This is a genomic window from Pseudobacillus wudalianchiensis (genome assembly GCF_001685015.1).
In the GTDB taxonomy this organism is placed as follows: Bacteria; Bacillota; Bacilli; order Bacillales; family Domibacillaceae; genus Pseudobacillus; species Pseudobacillus wudalianchiensis.
In genome coordinates this window covers 1-16,485 of record NZ_MAYT01000023.1, presented here as the reverse complement: position 1 = coordinate 16,485, position 16,485 = coordinate 1, and the positions used below count along the sequence as shown (strand labels likewise).

The 16,485-nt window shown below is 40.5% G+C and carries 21 protein-coding genes; 14 read left to right on the top strand and 7 right to left on the bottom strand.

What is annotated here, in order from left to right; all coding sequences use genetic code 11:
* Positions 1–4: 4 nt before the first annotated feature.
* From lpdA to A8F95_RS10650, 3 genes are all read left to right on the top strand, one after another.
* Positions 5–1,414 (top strand): dihydrolipoyl dehydrogenase, encoded by a 1,410-nt coding sequence (gene lpdA / locus A8F95_RS10660; protein WP_065410496.1) that lies wholly within the window; start codon positions 5–7, stop codon positions 1,412–1,414.
* Positions 1,415–1,558: 144 nt separating this feature from the next.
* A complete protein-coding gene (locus A8F95_RS10655; RefSeq protein ID WP_065410495.1) occupies positions 1,559–1,819 on the top strand; it encodes a hypothetical protein in 261 nt (86 codons plus the stop codon).
* A gap of 42 nt (positions 1,820–1,861) precedes the next feature.
* Positions 1,862–2,659, top strand: a complete 798-nt coding sequence (locus tag A8F95_RS10650; RefSeq protein WP_065410494.1) for a polysaccharide deacetylase family protein — start codon at positions 1,862–1,864, stop codon at positions 2,657–2,659.
* 76 nt (positions 2,660–2,735) lie between these two features.
* Here the strand turns inward: A8F95_RS10650 and A8F95_RS10645 are convergent, their stop codons facing one another.
* On the bottom strand, positions 2,736–3,590 hold the full coding sequence (locus tag A8F95_RS10645) for a protein-glutamine gamma-glutamyltransferase (protein ID WP_065410493.1): 855 nt from the start codon (positions 3,588–3,590) through the stop codon (positions 2,736–2,738).
* 315 nt (positions 3,591–3,905) lie between these two features.
* Here A8F95_RS10645 and A8F95_RS21710 point away from each other — a divergent pair, with 315 nt between their 5' ends.
* Positions 3,906–4,031: a GapA-binding peptide SR1P gene (locus A8F95_RS21710; RefSeq protein WP_425414993.1), complete on the top strand. Its 126-nt coding sequence runs from the start codon at positions 3,906–3,908 to the stop codon at positions 4,029–4,031.
* Between the two features lie 63 nt (positions 4,032–4,094).
* On the opposite strand, the gene A8F95_RS10640 is transcribed toward A8F95_RS21710, so the two are convergent.
* Entirely contained in the window at positions 4,095–5,564 is a 1,470-nt protein-coding gene (locus A8F95_RS10640) for an aminotransferase class I/II-fold pyridoxal phosphate-dependent enzyme (protein WP_065410492.1), read from the bottom strand.
* Between the two features lie 138 nt (positions 5,565–5,702).
* Here A8F95_RS10640 and A8F95_RS10635 point away from each other — a divergent pair, with 138 nt between their 5' ends.
* Positions 5,703–5,975 carry a UPF0223 family protein gene (locus A8F95_RS10635; protein ID WP_065410491.1) on the top strand — a complete coding sequence of 91 codons (273 nt, stop codon included), beginning with the start codon at positions 5,703–5,705 and terminating at the stop codon, positions 5,973–5,975.
* Between the two features lie 72 nt (positions 5,976–6,047).
* Here A8F95_RS10635 and A8F95_RS10630 read toward each other — a convergent pair whose 3' ends face one another.
* On the bottom strand, positions 6,048–6,668 hold the full coding sequence (locus A8F95_RS10630; RefSeq protein ID WP_065410490.1) for a YktB family protein: 621 nt from the start codon (positions 6,666–6,668) through the stop codon (positions 6,048–6,050).
* Positions 6,669–6,830: 162 nt separating this feature from the next.
* Here A8F95_RS10630 and A8F95_RS10625 point away from each other — a divergent pair, with 162 nt between their 5' ends.
* Positions 6,831–7,022 (top strand): hypothetical protein, encoded by a 192-nt coding sequence (locus tag A8F95_RS10625; protein WP_065410489.1) that lies wholly within the window; start codon positions 6,831–6,833, stop codon positions 7,020–7,022.
* Positions 7,023–7,184: 162 nt separating this feature from the next.
* Positions 7,185–7,979, top strand: a complete 795-nt coding sequence (locus A8F95_RS10620; protein WP_065410488.1) for an inositol monophosphatase family protein — start codon at positions 7,185–7,187, stop codon at positions 7,977–7,979.
* 204 nt (positions 7,980–8,183) lie between these two features.
* Here the strand turns inward: A8F95_RS10620 and A8F95_RS10615 are convergent, their stop codons facing one another.
* Positions 8,184–8,369 carry a YlaF family protein gene (locus tag A8F95_RS10615; protein WP_049661311.1) on the bottom strand — a complete coding sequence of 62 codons (186 nt, stop codon included), beginning with the start codon at positions 8,367–8,369 and terminating at the stop codon, positions 8,184–8,186.
* 156 nt (positions 8,370–8,525) lie between these two features.
* On the opposite strand from A8F95_RS10615, the gene typA reads away from it, so the two are divergent.
* Positions 8,526–10,361 carry a translational GTPase TypA gene (gene typA, locus A8F95_RS10610; protein ID WP_065410487.1) on the top strand — a complete coding sequence of 612 codons (1,836 nt, stop codon included), beginning with the start codon at positions 8,526–8,528 and terminating at the stop codon, positions 10,359–10,361.
* 21 nt (positions 10,362–10,382) lie between these two features.
* Entirely contained in the window at positions 10,383–10,694 is a 312-nt protein-coding gene (locus tag A8F95_RS10605) for a YlaH-like family protein (RefSeq protein ID WP_077247321.1), read from the top strand.
* A 93-nt stretch (positions 10,695–10,787) separates the two neighbouring features.
* On the opposite strand, the gene A8F95_RS10600 is transcribed toward A8F95_RS10605, so the two are convergent.
* The gene (locus tag A8F95_RS10600) at positions 10,788–10,988 is read right to left on the bottom strand and encodes a YlaI family protein (protein ID WP_065410893.1); all 201 of its coding nucleotides are present in this window, start codon (positions 10,986–10,988) and stop codon (positions 10,788–10,790) included.
* 130 nt (positions 10,989–11,118) lie between these two features.
* On the opposite strand from A8F95_RS10600, the gene A8F95_RS10595 reads away from it, so the two are divergent.
* Complete coding sequence (locus A8F95_RS10595) at positions 11,119–11,583, top strand: pyridoxamine 5'-phosphate oxidase family protein (RefSeq protein ID WP_425414992.1); 465 nt, start codon at positions 11,119–11,121, stop codon at positions 11,581–11,583.
* A gap of 71 nt (positions 11,584–11,654) precedes the next feature.
* Here A8F95_RS10595 and A8F95_RS10590 read toward each other — a convergent pair whose 3' ends face one another.
* Entirely contained in the window at positions 11,655–12,257 is a 603-nt protein-coding gene (locus A8F95_RS10590; protein ID WP_065410485.1) for a YhcN/YlaJ family sporulation lipoprotein, read from the bottom strand.
* A 169-nt stretch (positions 12,258–12,426) separates the two neighbouring features.
* On the opposite strand from A8F95_RS10590, the gene A8F95_RS10585 reads away from it, so the two are divergent.
* Positions 12,427–13,755 (top strand): PhoH family protein, encoded by a 1,329-nt coding sequence (locus tag A8F95_RS10585; RefSeq protein WP_049661318.1) that lies wholly within the window; start codon positions 12,427–12,429, stop codon positions 13,753–13,755.
* 82 nt (positions 13,756–13,837) lie between these two features.
* On the opposite strand, the gene A8F95_RS10580 is transcribed toward A8F95_RS10585, so the two are convergent.
* On the bottom strand, positions 13,838–14,338 hold the full coding sequence (locus tag A8F95_RS10580; RefSeq protein ID WP_065410484.1) for a hypothetical protein: 501 nt from the start codon (positions 14,336–14,338) through the stop codon (positions 13,838–13,840).
* Between the two features lie 161 nt (positions 14,339–14,499).
* On the opposite strand from A8F95_RS10580, the gene A8F95_RS10575 reads away from it, so the two are divergent.
* The 3 genes from A8F95_RS10575 to A8F95_RS10565 form a co-directional block, all read left to right on the top strand.
* Positions 14,500–14,781, top strand: coding sequence for an Fpa/YlaN family protein (locus tag A8F95_RS10575; RefSeq protein ID WP_049661321.1), 282 nt, complete (start codon positions 14,500–14,502; stop codon positions 14,779–14,781).
* A gap of 102 nt (positions 14,782–14,883) precedes the next feature.
* Positions 14,884–16,035: a putative lipid II flippase FtsW gene (gene ftsW, locus A8F95_RS10570; RefSeq protein ID WP_065410483.1), complete on the top strand. Its 1,152-nt coding sequence runs from the start codon at positions 14,884–14,886 to the stop codon at positions 16,033–16,035.
* Between the two features lie 74 nt (positions 16,036–16,109).
* A partial coding sequence (locus tag A8F95_RS10565; protein ID WP_281181766.1) for a biotin carboxylase N-terminal domain-containing protein occupies positions 16,110–16,485 on the top strand: 376 nt, incomplete at its 3' end.

Below are 16,485 nucleotides of genomic sequence, written 5' to 3'. Positions count from 1 at the left end.
TGCAATGGTAGTAGGAGATTTCGCAATCGAAACAGGTACGATTGTCGTCGGAGCAGGACCAGGTGGATATGTAGCAGCAATCCGTGCTGCGCAGCTTGGACAAAAAGTAACCATCGTTGAAAAAGGAGAACTAGGCGGTGTCTGCTTAAACGTTGGTTGTATTCCTTCTAAGGCATTAATTACAGCTGCTCATCGTTATGAGCAAGCTAAACATTCAGATGATATCGGAATTGTAGCTGAAAACGTTACAGTTAACTTTGACAAAGTTCAAGAATGGAAAGCTAGTGTTGTTAACAAGCTTACTGGCGGAGTAGAAGGACTTTTAAAAGGAAATAAGGTAGAAATTGTTCGTGGTGAAGCTTACTTTGCTGATGCGAATACACTCCGTGTAATGGATGAAAATTCTGCACAAACGTATAAATTTAAAAATGCAATTGTCGCAACAGGTTCTCATCCAATCGAAATTCCTAACTTTAAATTTTCTGAGCGGGTTATCAACTCAACAGGCGCTTTAGCACTGAAAGAAGTTCCAGCTAAAATGGTAGTAGTTGGCGGCGGATATATTGGCGCTGAGTTATCTACAGCTTATGCAAACTTCGGAACAGAAGTAACGATTCTTGAAGGTGCCAGCGAAATCTTAAATGGTTTTGAAAAGCAAATGTCTGCTCTTGTTAAACGTAACTTGAAGAAAAAAGGCGTGAAAATTGTTACGAAGGCAATGGCAAAAGCTGCTGAGGAAACAGAAAACGGCGTAACAGTTACTTATGAAGTAGACGGCAAAGAAGAAAAAGTCGAAGCGGATTATGTACTTGTTACGGTTGGCCGTAAGCCAAATACACAAGAATTAGGCCTTGAGCAGGCTGGCGTGAAAATCACAGACCGCGGCTTAATTGAAATTGATAAACAGTGCCGTACAAGTGTATCTAACATTTATGCTATTGGAGATATTGTACAAGGTCCTCCATTGGCTCATAAAGCTTCTTATGAAGGAAAAATAGCAGCAGAAGCTATCGCAGGCGAGCGTTCTGAAATTGATTACATGGCAATCCCAGCTGTGTGTTTCACTGAGCCTGAATTAGCAGTTGTCGGCTACACAGAGGCAGAAGCGAAAGAAGAGGGAATCGAAGTAATCGCAGCGAAATTCCCGTTTGCAGCTAACGGCCGTGCATTAGCACTTAACAGTACAGACGGCTTCGTTAAGCTTGTTACACGCAAGGAAGACGGATTGCTTGTTGGTGCGCAAATTGCTGGATCTGGCGCATCTGACATGATTGCTGAACTTGGACTTGCTATTGAAGCAGGCATGACAGCAGAAGATATTGCGATGACCATCCATGCCCATCCAACATTAGGCGAAATTGCTATGGAAGCTGCTGAAGTAGCTCTTGGCACGCCTATCCATATTGTAAAATAATAACCAAAATAGAACTGTCCAAAGGGCAGTTCTATTTTTTTTTGAGAGTGTAGACAAAGTCTCTTTTTTAGCTGTATTTGGTTAAGAATCATCCTCCACAGCCATAAACTAAAGTAGCAAACAAAAAGAATGGGCGGAGGAGCTATGAGCTATTATATTGTGTTTATCTTTCACTTAATGATTTGGAGCTTTTATACGCTGGCAGCCTGGCTGTCAAATGGAGATTCGAAAACGTTTCGAGGACTTTTATTTATTGTTTTTTTCTACCTTTGCATGACAGCGGCTGAAAAGATACTGCATTCACAGCGGAAAGGTTTTTTTATGACGGTTTCTACTCTGATCTTTTATTGGACAGGCAAGCTGGCTATTGATCAGCTGTTTCATATCTTTTCTACTTCCTTTTGAGCTTTGTTACACTGGAAGAAACAAGTGGAAAGAAGGGAAAGGATGAGAAAACTAACCATTTTATTCACGCTCTTACTTTTGATCGGCTGCAGTAATCAAGGCGTTCAGGAACAAAAAAAGGAGACAGCCCCTCCAGCGGAAAAGAAAGCATTGAATCAACAGACGGATAAGGGGGAAGGCGACAGATTGGCTGATAAAGAAAGAAAGGCTCCTCTTTATCGAGTGAACCAGAGGAATTGGTCGATAGAACCCATTGGAAAAGCCAATCCTGCAGCGGTGTTGCTCACGATTGATGATGCGCCTGAAAAGTATGCATTAGAAATGGCCAAAATACTTAAAAAAGAAAAGGCTTCCGCTATTTTCTTCGTTAATGGAAAATTTTTAGAGGAAGATGACAACAAAAGAATGTTAGAAGAAATAGCCCACATGGGGTTTGAGATCGGCAATCACACTTATTCTCACAAAGATTTAAAGAGCCTGCCAGAGGCGGAGCAGAAGGAAGAAATTTTAAAGGTAAATGAAATGGTGGAAAAAGTCACAGGCAAGCGTCCTGTCTTTTTCCGTGCCCCGTTTGGACATTACACAGATTTCTCTAAACAGGTTATTTTAGAAGAGAAAATGATTCCTATGAATTGGACATACGGGTACGATTGGGAGAAGGAATATCAGAAGAAGGAAAGCTTATCCGATGTAATGGTGAATACCCCATTCCTCATCAACGGCGCCAGTTTATTAATGCACGACAGACAATGGACGAAAGAAGCTTTAAGTGATATCGTGAGCGGAATTCGTGGGAAAGGGTATGAGATTATTGACCCGAAGACGATTCAAATAAAATGAAGGGAAGTGCAGTCGGCCTTGACGATTACACTCTATCACCAAATGACTAAACCCATTCTCCATATGGAGAATGGGTTTAACTGTGCATTTGAGTGTAAACCTTATATAAATAAAAAACATACTGCTTAAATGAAATGGAACTCTTATTATGGCGTATGACAAAGTGGCGCGGCTTATAAGTCGGGTAACTTCTTGTTAAGACCGAGAGTTTTGCCAAATGTTTAAAATCTAGTCGGGCAGCTGAATTTTTTAGATAGGCTGATCGATAACCTCCGGGCTTTCTTCTTCTATTTAAATGTACAATGATTTGTTGGGCGGTCTCTATTCCTATTCCGTGTCCGAAATAGGTCCCGTCTTCAAGAACAACCGCATTTTCTCCTCTCCACCAGGAGGTGTCAGGATTAAAGTCAGGATTATCAAAATAAACAACATCTCCAGGCAAGAAATAGTTTGTCTCAACCGTGTGAATGCCGAGATCAGGATCAAAATGCCAGCTGTATAAATAAAGGTTTTGGAATAAGCGATTAAACACATATTTACCGAGACTATTTAGAACGGCATGATAATAGATAATTATTTTTGCAGTTGCACATTCAAATGCGTACATGGAGCTATTTTCAAAAATATCTTCGATCGCCTCGGACGGGGGGACATTAGGTTTCAGCCGGAAGCCGCCGATTCTTGTTAATTGCCAGTATTGCGGGTTGCAACGGGACTTTTCAAACGTTTCAAAGCGCGCATTTCCTTCGTTCATCATTCGTGCACTGGCTATAATATTTTTTCGTAACGTAACCTCAAAGATTAACTCCTCAATAGAGTCGTAAGAATACACAACGGGAGTTTCATTCATACGTTGAACAATGATGTCTTCGACTCCGCCGATTGGCCACATACTACTTTGTTGAAAAGGGACTCCTGCTAGCTGTATCATACTCTCCCTCATTTCAAATATAAGTAATTTTATATACTCTTAACTAATGTATTTTCATTCTGTTTGAATATGTATTTGGACAAAACAACTAAAGTATATTCTCATTTATTCGGAGTTAAGAAATGATAGTAAGCCTTAAGTTTTATCCTAGTGTCATTCTTAGAAATTGTACAATAGTTGTTTTCTTCTTTGAGAAAGATAACTTAAATTTTATAAAAAGGGTAAATGTGTCATACAATAAGAGCTTGAAAATCTAATTATGTTATATTATTATATAATTAAATAATAAAAACGTTTACAAATCATTGGAAAGGGATGTGTAATGTGGGCACAATTATTTGTAAATCATGTATGAACACAATTGAGTATTTTGAGGACGAAAAAGTTTCTGTTGCTTATTCACATTGCGGCTGTGAAGAAGAAACTGAGTTGGACGACTGATTAAATAAACATATGGCAGATACAAGAAACCCGGAAGCGGCTGCTTCCGGGTTTCTTGTTAGATTATATAATCGCTTTTCGTTCTTTGATTACTCTTAATGTCTTCAATTCAAAGTCCTCCGGTCCTTGGACCGGCAATCCTGCTTCCTGGTTTTTCTGAATGTATAGGAGGTTCTCTTCGGTAATAATTTCTCCAGGAATAAAGATTGGAATGCCTGGCGGGTATACCATGACGAATTCAGCAATAATTCGGCCTGCTGATTCTTCGAATGGTACCACTTCTGTATCAGCGTAAAATGCATCTCGCGGTGATAACGCCAACAGTGGAATATCCGGGAGGAGCACTTCTTTATGAAGCTTTGCTTCCGATCCTTCGAACATATCCGCCATGTGGGCAAGAGCGCGGATTAAAAGGTCAGCCTCTCTTTCGGTATCTCCTGGTGTCACAATACAGAGAATGTTATATAAGTCTGAAAGCTCTACTTCAATATTATAATTTTCTCTTAGCCAATTTTCCGCCTCATGCCCTGTAATCCCCAATTGTTTTACAGAAATAATTAGTTTAGTCGGATCGTAGTCATATGTCGCTTTTGAACCGAGTATTTCTCGGCCCACACAGTAAAGATTCGGAATTTCATTAATTTGTTCACGCATAGAGCGGGCAAGTGAAAGAGCTTCTCCGATTAATTTCTCTCCCTCGATAGCAAGGCGTCTTCTTGCAGCGTCAAGAGAAGCAAGCAAAAGATAAGAGGTAGAAGTTGTTGTTAACATACTCAAGATAGTTTGCACGCGCTTTGGTGAAATCAGTCCCTCTTTCATATTTAGAACTGAGCTTTGAGTTAAAGAGCCGCCAAGCTTATGCACACTCGTTGCTGCCATATCTGCTCCTGCTTGCATTGCAGACATCGGAAGTTCACCGTGAAAGTGAATATGAACACCATGTGCTTCATCAACAAGAACAGGTACATTAAATGAATGAGCGATTTCAACAATTTGTTTTAAATCGCCGGAAATACCAAAATAGGTTGGGTTAATAACGAGCAATCCTTTAGCATCTGGATGTTCGTTTAATGCCCGGCTAACGGCATCTGTCGTAATACCGTGGGAAATCCCAAGTTCTGGGTCAATTTCGGGGTGGATAAAAATGGGTACTGCACCAGAAAAGACAATGGCTGTCATGACAGACTTGTGGACGTTTCGGGGCACGATAACTTTATCTCCAGGTCCGCAGACCGTCATCACCATCGTCATGATGGCTCCGCTTGTGCCTTGAACAGAGAAGAATGTATGATCTGCTCCAAATGCCTCTGCCGCCAAATCTTGAGCCTGCTGGATCATACCTTGAGGATGATGGAGGTCATCGAGCGGCAATATATTAATTAGATCGATAGAAAGAGCATTTTCTCCAATGAATTGGCGAAACTCAGGGTCCATTCCGCTGCCTTTTTTGTGGCCTGGAATATGAAATTGCACCGGATTTTTTGCTGCATGGGCCTTTAAGCCAGTGAACAATGGTGTATCAAATTGTGACAATTTACATTTCACCTCATTTAATATAACGTATCTATTTGTGCAAGAGCTTTAGAAACACAAGAAATTATAGCATGTTCATAAAGCTTTGCCTAGCACACGAAGTAATATGCAATCAGAATGAAAAGAGGAGGATAACCGATGGAATACTCATACCCTTTTTCGCCAGACTGGTCAACAGAAGAAGTTATTGATGTCATTAAATTTTTTGAAGCGATTGAGCGAGCATATGAAGCTGGAGTAAATAGGGAGGAATTAATGGCCATTTACCGGCGATTCAAAGAAATTGTGCCGAGCAAATCAGAGGAAAAGCGGCTATGCAATGAATTTGAAGAAGTAAGTGGATACTCTTCTTATCGTGCGATACAGCAGATGAAGTCTACCATTGCTGGTGAAAAAATAAGAGTGAAATAAGATAGCAGGACAACAGAAAAGAGCCAAACAAAATAGCCCTTCCAAAAGCATATTTTGGAAGGGCTATTTTGTTTAAGACAATTTATATAGGGGTATTAATTTTACAAACGCATCATAAATAAACGTCACTAAATCGGGACCATTTAGCTGGATGGCTTTTTCTCTCGGTAAGTGAACACCACAAAGAATTTCCGATTTTTTTACGGATTGGAGGCGCTGGAACAAATGAAGTAATTGCTCATCAGACAAATCTTTCATCTTGGTCGCTTCCGGTTTTCTATGATCATCGGACCAAAGGAACTCGCTAGGGATGTTTTTTCGCAAATAAGGTATCTTTTTCTCGAGGAAAGAACCAATAACTGCTTTATTCGGAGCTTCATCTATCACGGCATACCAAATAAACAAATGCGATTCCCATAATCCGATTTGAAAGTGAGGGTGTTTTTTGTACCCGCGTTTGTTATCAGCAAAGGCAACCCATGTATCATTTGGCGGATTCACTGTCCGGCGGGCATGCTTAGCTACATGTGGAAACATTTCATTTCCTGCTAAAACGCTTAGCTCCCCGGCGAAATGATCGCCTAAAAATTCTAATTTTGGCCGAATCAATGCTTTCAAAGCGGTCATTCTTTCATCTAAACCGTCGATTCGGAAAACATCGAAATCAGCTTGAGTAAAGCCATTAAAGTTCATAAAGTATCCTCCCAATTCTTACTTGAGGATAGTTTATCATAAAAAAATATGTAAATAGAAATACTATGCAGTAGAAACAAATAAAGCAAACTAGTCCCATTCAATGAGAGGTTAAGGTTCACCATAATTCCAAAATTAGAAAAATAAAAGGAGTGCTCACGAATGAAACAAGTAATGAATGGAATGTATACACAAACGCCATCAAAGGAGAAATTGGCTGTTATCCGTTTAGAACTGGATTATGAATTAGCGGTACTCTATGAAGCAATGAAGGAAAAGAATGATGCCCAGATGAAGAGATCTAAAGAGAAGCTCAATATTCTGCGTGAACAAATGCTGAAAATGGAAGCGTAATGAAGAATAGTAAGAAAGGGATGGACACGAACGATGAATAAAGAACGGGCTCGCTGTCGATATGGAGCGGGGCCGTTTTTATTTTGCAAAAAGAGATAGATATACTATAATTTGATGTAGATGGATGGATATTACATAATTTTCCACGGTGGAGGAATAGTTATGGCAAATTGGACGGAAATAGATCAGCAAGTAAAGACGTGGATTATGGAAGCAGGAGATTCTATTCGTGAATCTTTTAAGCATTCCCTCAGCATTCACACAAAATCAAACCCCAATGATTTAGTAACGAATATTGACGAAGAAACAGAGCGGTTTTTTATTTCTAATATTCGAAAGGCATATCCCGGCCATAGTATATTAGGGGAAGAAGGGCAGGGAGATGACCTTACTTCACTTAAAGGAATCGTATGGATGATCGATCCTATCGATGGAACGATGAATTTTGTTCATCAGCAGCGCCATTTTGCTATTTCGATTGGCATTTATGAAAATGGAGTCGGGCGCCTAGGCTATGTTTATGACGTGGCTCATGATGAGTTATACTATGCTGAACGGGGGAACGGGGCGTACATGAACGGGGTGAGGCTGCCTTCCTTAACCGAGGTTAGACTAGAAAAGGCACTCGTTGCGGTTAATGCTACATGGCTGGTAAAAAACAAATATTTTGATGAAAAGAAGCTAGTCGACTTAGCGATAAGAGCAAGAGGTACCCGTTCATATGGCTCGGCTGCAATCGAGCTTGCTTATGTGGCATCAGGCCGATTAGATTGTTATTTATCCATGAGGCTGTCTCCGTGGGATTTCGCTGCTGGAAAAATTTTAGTGGAAGAAGTAGGAGGCATTATGACGAATTTAGCAGGAGAAGAATTGGATCTGCTGAAAACGAACAGCATTTTTGCTGGGGCTCCTGTCCTTCATGGGCAAATATTAAACGATTTTTTAGTAAGAAAGTGAAAATGAAAAAGGATGCGAGTATATTCGCATCCTTTTTTGATTCAGGCTGTTGACAAGTGCTCGCTTTCTGGATGGCTTGTCTGACCATGTTGCTTAGAGCTATTGGTTAGTCTGCTCTTCGTTGAGTTTGGCACCTAGATGTCAATCAGCCTAAGGGCATTGTAAACATATATGGAAAAACAATTTTCATATTGTGAGTTTGATCTATAGCTTTCCGGCTCTTCTCATTTTTGCTTTTGTAGAGAAACCGAATCCCATAACAGCAATAAGAGCTACAATACATAAAATAAGGCCTAATATACTTTGCTCTCCTATAGCAATTCCCATGCCAATCATGCACGCAGCAGCAGCAACAGCAAAGAGTACAAAAATCCACTTAATTTCTTTCACAACAAGAGCCTCCTTTTTTTCTATTGTACAAGATTTTTAAAGACAGAGAAACCTTTAATATCAATTAGAATTTCAATCCAACTTATGATATAATAATCCAGTTACAAAAGCGAATTTTATGGATTTGAGGTTTTTTATTAGTCAGGAGGAACTAATTTGAATACAAGAAATGATTTAAGAAACATTGCGATCATCGCTCACGTTGACCACGGGAAAACAACTCTCGTTGATCAGCTGCTCAAACAATCAGGGAGCTTCAGAAGCAATGAGCATGTAGAAGAACGGGCGATGGATTCAGGTGATATCGAGAGAGAACGTGGTATTACCATCTTAGCCAAAAATACAGCCATTCAATATAAAGATACAAAAATCAACATTCTTGACACGCCAGGACATGCGGATTTTGGCGGTGAAGTAGAACGTATTATGAAAATGGTCGACGGCGTTTTGCTTGTTGTAGATGCTTACGAAGGGTGTATGCCGCAAACAAGGTTCGTGTTGAAAAAAGCCCTTGAACAAAATTTGCGTCCAATCGTTGTGGTGAACAAGATTGACCGTGATTTCGCGCGTCCAGAAGAAGTAGTAGATGAGGTGCTTGAGCTTTTTATCGAGCTTGATGCGAACGATGAACAGCTTGAATTTCCGGTTATTTACGCTTCAGGTATTAACGGAACAGCCAGTACAACTCCTGACAAGCAGGATGAGAATATGGAATCTTTGTTTGATGCTATTATTGAGCATATTCCTGCACCAATTGACAACAGCAGCGAACCGCTTCAATTCCAAGTGGCCCTGCTTGATTATAATGACTACGTTGGCCGTATCGGGATCGGACGTGTATTTCGCGGTGCGATTAAAGTCGGCGAACAAGTAGCGTTAATGAAAGTAGATGGAACAGTTAAACAATTTCGCGTAACGAAGCTATTTGGTTTCATGGGATTGAAGAGAATTGAGATTCAAGAGGCGAGCGCTGGGGACTTAATTGCCGTTTCTGGGATGGAGGACATTAACGTTGGTGAAACGGTATGTCCAGTTGATTATCAAGAGGCTCTTCCGATTCTCCATATTGACGAGCCGACTTTACAAATGACTTTCCTCGTGAATAATAGTCCGTTTGCCGGTCGTGAAGGAAAGTTTGTAACAGCGAGAAAAATCCAAGAGCGTCTTGAAGCTCAGTTAGAAACAGATGTAAGTCTTCGGGTAGAGGATACCGATTCGCCGGATGCCTGGATTGTTTCCGGACGCGGTGAATTGCATTTATCGATTTTGTTAGAAAATATGCGTCGTGAAGGTTTTGAAATTCAAGTTTCTAAACCACAAGTTATTGTGAAAGAAATCGATGGAGTACGTTGTGAACCGGTGGAACGTGTACAAATTGACGTGCCTGAAGAGTACACAGGAGCTATTATTGAATCATTAGGCTCGCGTAAAGGTGAAATGCTTGATATGATTAATAATGGAAACGGCCAAGTACGTTTGATCTTCATGGTTCCTGCCCGTGGATTAATTGGCTACACTACGGAATTCTTGACGATGACCCGTGGTTACGGAATTATTAATCATACATTTGACAGCTACCAACCAATGCAGCCAGGGCGTGTAGGCGGCCGCCGTCAAGGTGTGCTTGTGTCTATAGAAACCGGAAAAGCTTCTCAGTACGGAATTATGCAAGTAGAAGACCGTGGAACGATTTTTGTCGAGCCTGGAACAGAAATTTATGGTGGCATGATTGTTGGGGAGCATACGCGTGAAAATGATTTGACAGTGAATATTACAAAAGTGAAACAAGCTACGAACGTGCGATCTGCCACAAAAGATCAAACGACAACGATGAAAAAACCGCGCATTATGTCGCTTGAAGAAGCGCTTGAGTATTTAAATGATGATGAATACTGCGAGTTAACACCACAGTCTATTCGTTTACGCAAAAAAATTCTTGATAAAAATGAACGGGAGCGGGCAGCCAAAAAGAAGAAAAATGAAGAAATTTAACTTGTAAGGGAGAGATAGGGAGTGGAAGGATTAGAACACGTCAGCCCGCTGCTAGGAGCCTTAATTAAGGGAGTTGGAGGAGCCTATTGGGCGGTAAGAATTTATTGGCTGGCCATTATACTGCTTTGTGTTCTTGTCTACAACCTCGGCTTTGCTAAGAAATTATCTTTAGGAAAAAACATTGTTGTCTATGTATCGCTCATTGTTGGGTCGCTGCTTTTGCTTATCCTGTCTTACCAGCTGCCTGTTGTAGAGAGTTTGATTGTAGCCGCGCTTGTACTCGGTGTATATAAATTCAGGCTCAAGATGCATAAGGAAGAGAATCAAAATTAAAAGAACCGCCTAGATGAATGGCACCTCTATTTCATAATAGAGGTGCCATTTACTTAAGCGGTTCTTTTTAGTTGTTTGTGTTGAAATCTGCAGCTATAAAATTTCCTGCTCCTTGCCTGAACGATAAATATGAAACTTGCCGGTAGCAATTCGCTCTTTTGTTTTTTCAGCGATTCTTTCATTACAATCAGCGCACATATACGTGTGAATTGGTCTGTTTCTTAACCGTTTGGCAATGGGGAGCTGATCATCAATTTTTTCAATTTTTTCGCATAAAATACATTTAACTCTCACTTCAGCTACCTCCAGCTTTTTTGTCAATTATATCATGGATCATCGGATAGCGTCTCCTCAGAGAGAAAAAGGAGAGTTACAAATTCGGCAGGTCTCGTTCGATTATGTATAATAAAGACAGAAGGAGGGGATGAATTTGGCTAACAGAGTAGAGACTTACTTAATACCGGCTTTGTTTGAAGCTTTGCAGGAGGATCGTCTTGTTACGATTGCGACGATTGATGGGGAATCCGGGAACCCTGCTATTCACGCCATTTCTTGGATACGGGCATTGGATGAGAAACTGCTGCGCATTGCCGTCCATAGCCGGTCGCGCATGGTAGAAAACCTGAAGCATAACCCTGCAGTAGCGATTCACTTATTGGCAAATGAATCGGCTTACTCGATATCTGGTATCGGAAGAATCCTCACTGAAAGAGCGGCTGATGTACCTGTGCAAACAGCGATCATCGAAATTCATGTAACGGAGATTCGGGATGTGATGTTTTACGGGTCGAAAATTACTTCGGAACCAAAGCATGAAAAAACATATGATGAACAAGCAGCTAAAAATCTGGATCGTCAAGTGTTAGAAGCATTGAGAAAAGGAGGCTAATGTATAGGCAGCCTCCTTTTTAAAAATAGGCATATGGACTTGATGATCTGTTTTTATTTAGATGATCCATTTTATTTTTGATGATTCGATTGTTCTTCCTGTTGTTTTTCTAAATTACGGGATTCAGATGGAGATAAGTTTTTCTTTGGTTGTTCTGTTGGTTTGTTGCGATCTGGTTCTATTAAATGACCAGGGAATTCAGGCATAGCCCGGCCAGTAATATCGGCCAATTCGTTAGCAAGACCTTGTAGTGGCCGGCCATTTTCGATATCCTGGCCAACTTCTTTTAGACGAGCATATAAGTCAGGGTCCGCTACGACAATAGACTCTGCTCCGTATGGCTGGTGTTTGAGACCTTCAGCGACTGTATACTTGATTGAACCAACCTCAGAACGATCTAAATCGGCATCTACGTCAATCCCGACAATCGCGTATCGTCCCCAAGCTACAGCTGTTGCGTCGTTCACTCCCGGCATCGTACGTGCCGTAGCTGCCAGTCGGCGGGAAGCTTCTCTCATGGAAATACGTTCTCTGTTATTTGGTTCACTATTATTTACTTGTGCCTTATAAGGAGTTTCATCGTTCGTGTTTCTTGTTGTATTTACCCCTGCGCCTTCTTTTTGAGCACAGCCAAAGAGAAGAAAAATCGCCAGGAAGGGGAGAATCGGTTTCATGTTTGTCACCTCTTTAATTAATGGATAAGATGGCTCTCTATATTTTGCGATTCTCTTCTAATCTTATTCATGCAGGCATATATTTTTAACAGCCTTTGCTCAATCGTTGAACGCAGCACCATTTATTCTCATATAATAAAAAAAGATGAACAAAGCAGGAGGCGTATCGTTGAGTAAAATTTATGTGCTGGATACCAATGTCTTGTTGCAGGATCCATACGCTATTTTTTCCTTCGAAGAAAATGAAGTTGTCATCCCAGCAGTAGTACTTGAAGAGTTGGATTCAAAGAAACGATATATGGATGAAATCGGAAGAAACGCCAGGCTTGTGTCAAAGTTAATCGATAAGATGCGGGAAACCGGAAAGCTGCATGAGGGGGTTAAATTAGAGAACGGAGGAAGTTTAAGAATTGAACTGAATCACCGTTCTTTTCAAAAGCTTCAAGATATATTTGTTGAGAATACGAATGATAACCGTATTTTAGCGGTAGCCAAGAATTTATCTCTTGAGGAAGAAGCGAAAGCGGACGGCCATGCGGTCATTTTGGTAAGCAAGGATACACTTGTACGAGTAAAGGCTGATGCACTCGGATTACAGGCGGAGGACTTCTTAAGCGACCGCGTTATTGAAATGAGTGATATCTATAAAGGCTTTTTGAAAATATATGTATCCAAACAAGCGCTTGACTTGTTTTATCAAAAAGGGGAGCTTCCACTTTCGGAAATTGCCCATCATCCTTTTTATCCGAATCAATTCCTCGTATTAAAAGACGCCCTTGGCAGTTCCGCATCTGCGGTTGGTATAGTAGATACGCGCGGGAAATGCTTGAAAAAGCTTTTATATAATGAAGAGATCATTTGGGGAATTAAGCCAAGAAATGTCCAGCAAATGATGGCTATTGAACTTTTAATGAGGCCCGATATTCCGCTTGTAACCATGGCAGGAAAAGCAGGGACAGGGAAGACGCTCATTGCACTTGCGGCGGGGCTTTTGCAAACAGAAGATTTGCAGCTCTTTAAAAAACTGCTTGTCGCCCGCCCGATTGTTCCGGTCGGAAAAGATCTTGGTTATTTGCCCGGTGAAAAGCAAGAAAAATTACGTCCATGGGTCCAGCCAATCTATGATAATTTGGAATACTTATTTAATACGAAAAAGCCGGGGGAGATTGACCAAATTCTAGCGGGACTTCACTCGGTGGAAGTTGAAGCTCTTACTTATATACGAGGAAGAAGCATTCCTGAACAATATATTATCATTGATGAAGCCCAAAATTTAACGAAGCATGAAGTAAAAACGATTCTTACGAGAGTGGGGGAACGGAGCAAGATTGTGTTAATGGGAGATACAGCCCAAATTGATCATCCGTATTTAGATGAATACAATAACGGATTAACATACGCTATTGAAAAATTTAAAGACCAGACTGTTGCAGGGCATATTAAATTGCTGAAAGGCGAGCGGTCAGGGCTTGCTCAGTTAGCGGCTGATATATTGTAATAAGATCTAATTCAAGAAAAAAAGCCAGACACCTTGTTTGCGTTAAAGGTGTCTGGCTGTTCAGCTTATGAAAGGGATGAGCCTATTCAACTCGGAATGAGGCAACGTGTTTAATCGGATTTTCCCGATTTGATCCATCTTTGAAAAGAACGTGGACGGGCCCGTCTTCACGAAGAGGCTTACCTTTTTTGGAGAAAGCGAGGATGATTTCGCTAGCTTTCTCTAGGGGCAGTGTGATCTCTTCAGCCGTTGTTTCGATCACGAGAGATTGAGCATTTGCGGCGGGCTCGGCATTTTTTAAAAATGGATCAAAAGGTATGCCAAATGTACCGGTCAGTACTTTTTCCTTTTCATATTTTTTTTCAGATTTAATAGTCGGTGGGAATACAGCTCCCTCGCGGATTTCTTTATCCCAAAACTTAGATACATTCTTTGTATATTCCTCGTCTGCATGTAAGCTGTTGTCTTCCTCGATATCAAAGTATGTATCCAAGTCAATGCGACGGTCATCAAAGATCCAAACTCCTGAATCTAAAGTGATGGGAAACTTAACGTTTCCTTTGATAGACATTGTTGTATTCATAGGGGTTCCCCCTTAGTTAATTTGATGTTCCAAATAGATTATAACGCTAGAACCTTCTCTTGTCAGGGGATAAATTCGAAATCCCTTGCAAATTAGTCAAATTAACGATAAAATTTTATAAGATACAGTCAATTTATTGCGCTGAACAGGGGGAGTTAGATATGGCATCTGAATTAAAAGTCAATCACAGGGAAAAAGCCTACTCTCTATTAGAAGCAGATGCGGGAAAGATCTTGCGGCTCATAAAAGTTCAAATGGACAACTTAACGATGCCCCAGTGTCCTCTGTATGAAGAGGTGCTGGACACCCAGATGTTTGGCTTATCCCGTGAAATAGATTTTGCGATTCGTTTAGGATTGGTTGATGAAAAAGATGGAAAGGAACTGATTGATTCGCTTGAACGGGAATTATCAGCTCTCCATGAAGCGTCTACTCGAAAATAAACGGCAAAAAACTCAAACACCTTATATCGATGTTTGAGTTTTTTTTACATAAAATGATCCAAATTTAGCTTGCACTGAGATGTAAGAGATAGGAAGATTAATATGTGGAAAAAAATAATTAGATCATACGACTACTCACTCATAGCAGCTTTCTTTCTGCTTTGCTTGTTTGGGTTGATGATGGTTTACAGTGCCAGCTCTGTAACAGCAGTACAACGCTATGAAGTAGCAAGCGATTACTTTTACAACAAGCAAAAGATTCATATTATGATAGCCTCTTTTTTCTTCATCGTAGCGGCTATCTTTCCGTATAAGGCTTATAAAAATAGTAAATTTTTATTTTTTATGGTAGCAGGTATTGTTGCTCTTTTAGGTATTCTATCTTTTTATGGAACGATTTCAAATAACGCAAGAAGCTGGATTCGTATTGGAGGTTTTTCACTTCAACCGTCAGAATTTGCTAAGCTTGTGATTATTATTTATATGTCAGCTATCTATGCTAAAAAGCAAAAATATATTAACTCATTCAATAAAGGGGTTACGCCGCCGGTTATCTTACTAGTTTTTTTATGTATGATCATCGCTAGTGAGCCGGACTTTGGTACAGCATTTATTATCTTTCTTATTGGCTGTACAATTATTATTTCTTCCGGTATGAAATTTAAAAGCATGTGGAAACTTGTCGTTCTTGGTATGATGGCTGCTTTAATTTTATCGCCGCTTATTCTTTATAAAAAAGACGACATTTTCACGGAAGGAAAGATGAGCCGCATCAATGGCTATTTGGATCCTTTTGAACATCAAGAAGGCGATGGATATCAACTCGTAAATTCCTACCTAGCCATTGGTTCAGGCGGTGTTTTAGGAAGAGGATTAGGGCAAAGCGTGCAAAAATTGGGGTATTTACCAGAGCCGCACACAGATTTTATCATCTCGGTTATTTCAGAAGAACTAGGTGTCTTTGGGGTCACGATTGTAGTAGGAGGCCTATGCTTTATTGTTTTAAGAGGCATTTACATTGCGATCAAGTGTCGAGATCCGTTTGGAACGATGATGGCTGTTGGGATTGCAAGCATGATTGCTATTCAGTCAGCTATTAACCTTGGCGGGGTAACAGGGTTAATTCCAATCACGGGGGTTCCATTGCCGTTCATTAGCTATGGAGGATCGTCACTCATTTTGTTAGCTATTTCGCTTGGCATTCTTGTTAACATCTCTATGTTTGCCAAATATGAACAGCTGTACAAAAAGTAATGCTTACTTTAGTCATAAAAAGGTTCAGTTAACTGAACCTTTTTATATATATTTACTCGTACAACAGGGGAGAGATGAAAATGCGAAAAATCAGTAAAGTGCTGGTTGCTAACAGGGGAGAAATTGCCATCCGTGTATTTCGTGCCTGTACGGAGCTCCATATCCGGACAGTAGCGATTTATTCCAAGGAAGATTCAGGGTCCTATCACCGCTACAAAGCGGACGAAGCCTATCTTGTGGGGAAAGGCAAGAAGCCGATTGACGCTTATCTTGATATTGAAAACATTATCGAGATTGCTAAACAGGCAGAAGTTGATGCGATTCACCCAGGGTATGGTTTTTTATCAGAAAATATCGAATTTGCTAAACGCTGTGAGGAAGAAGGCATTATTTTTATCGGCCCTACTTCCCGGCATTTGGATATGTTTGGAGATAAAGTCAAAGCGAGAA

Bases quoted from the DNA above. Each gene is read 5' to 3' on its own strand.
- lpdA (WP_065410496.1), top strand. From the start codon at position 5: ATGGTAGTAGGAGATTTCGCAATCGAAACAGGTACGATTGTCGTCGGA.
- A8F95_RS10655 (WP_065410495.1), top strand. From the start codon at position 1,559: ATGAGCTATTATATTGTGTTTATCTTTCACTTAATGATTTGGAGCTTT.
- A8F95_RS10650 (WP_065410494.1), top strand. From the start codon at position 1,862: ATGAGAAAACTAACCATTTTATTCACGCTCTTACTTTTGATCGGCTGC.
- A8F95_RS10645 (WP_065410493.1), bottom strand. From the start codon at position 3,590: ATGATACAGCTAGCAGGAGTCCCTTTTCAACAAAGTAGTATGTGGCCA.
- A8F95_RS21710 (WP_425414993.1), top strand. From the start codon at position 3,906: ATGTGTAATGTGGGCACAATTATTTGTAAATCATGTATGAACACAATT.
- A8F95_RS10635 (WP_065410491.1), top strand. From the start codon at position 5,703: ATGGAATACTCATACCCTTTTTCGCCAGACTGGTCAACAGAAGAAGTT.
- A8F95_RS10630 (WP_065410490.1), bottom strand. From the start codon at position 6,668: ATGAACTTTAATGGCTTTACTCAAGCTGATTTCGATGTTTTCCGAATC.
- A8F95_RS10625 (WP_065410489.1), top strand. From the start codon at position 6,831: ATGAAACAAGTAATGAATGGAATGTATACACAAACGCCATCAAAGGAG.
- A8F95_RS10620 (WP_065410488.1), top strand. From the start codon at position 7,185: ATGGCAAATTGGACGGAAATAGATCAGCAAGTAAAGACGTGGATTATG.
- A8F95_RS10595 (WP_425414992.1), top strand. From the start codon at position 11,119: ATGAATTTGGCTAACAGAGTAGAGACTTACTTAATACCGGCTTTGTTT.
- A8F95_RS10590 (WP_065410485.1), bottom strand. From the start codon at position 12,257: ATGAAACCGATTCTCCCCTTCCTGGCGATTTTTCTTCTCTTTGGCTGT.
- A8F95_RS10580 (WP_065410484.1), bottom strand. From the start codon at position 14,338: ATGAATACAACAATGTCTATCAAAGGAAACGTTAAGTTTCCCATCACT.
- A8F95_RS10575 (WP_049661321.1), top strand. From the start codon at position 14,500: ATGGCATCTGAATTAAAAGTCAATCACAGGGAAAAAGCCTACTCTCTA.
- ftsW (WP_065410483.1), top strand. From the start codon at position 14,884: ATGTGGAAAAAAATAATTAGATCATACGACTACTCACTCATAGCAGCT.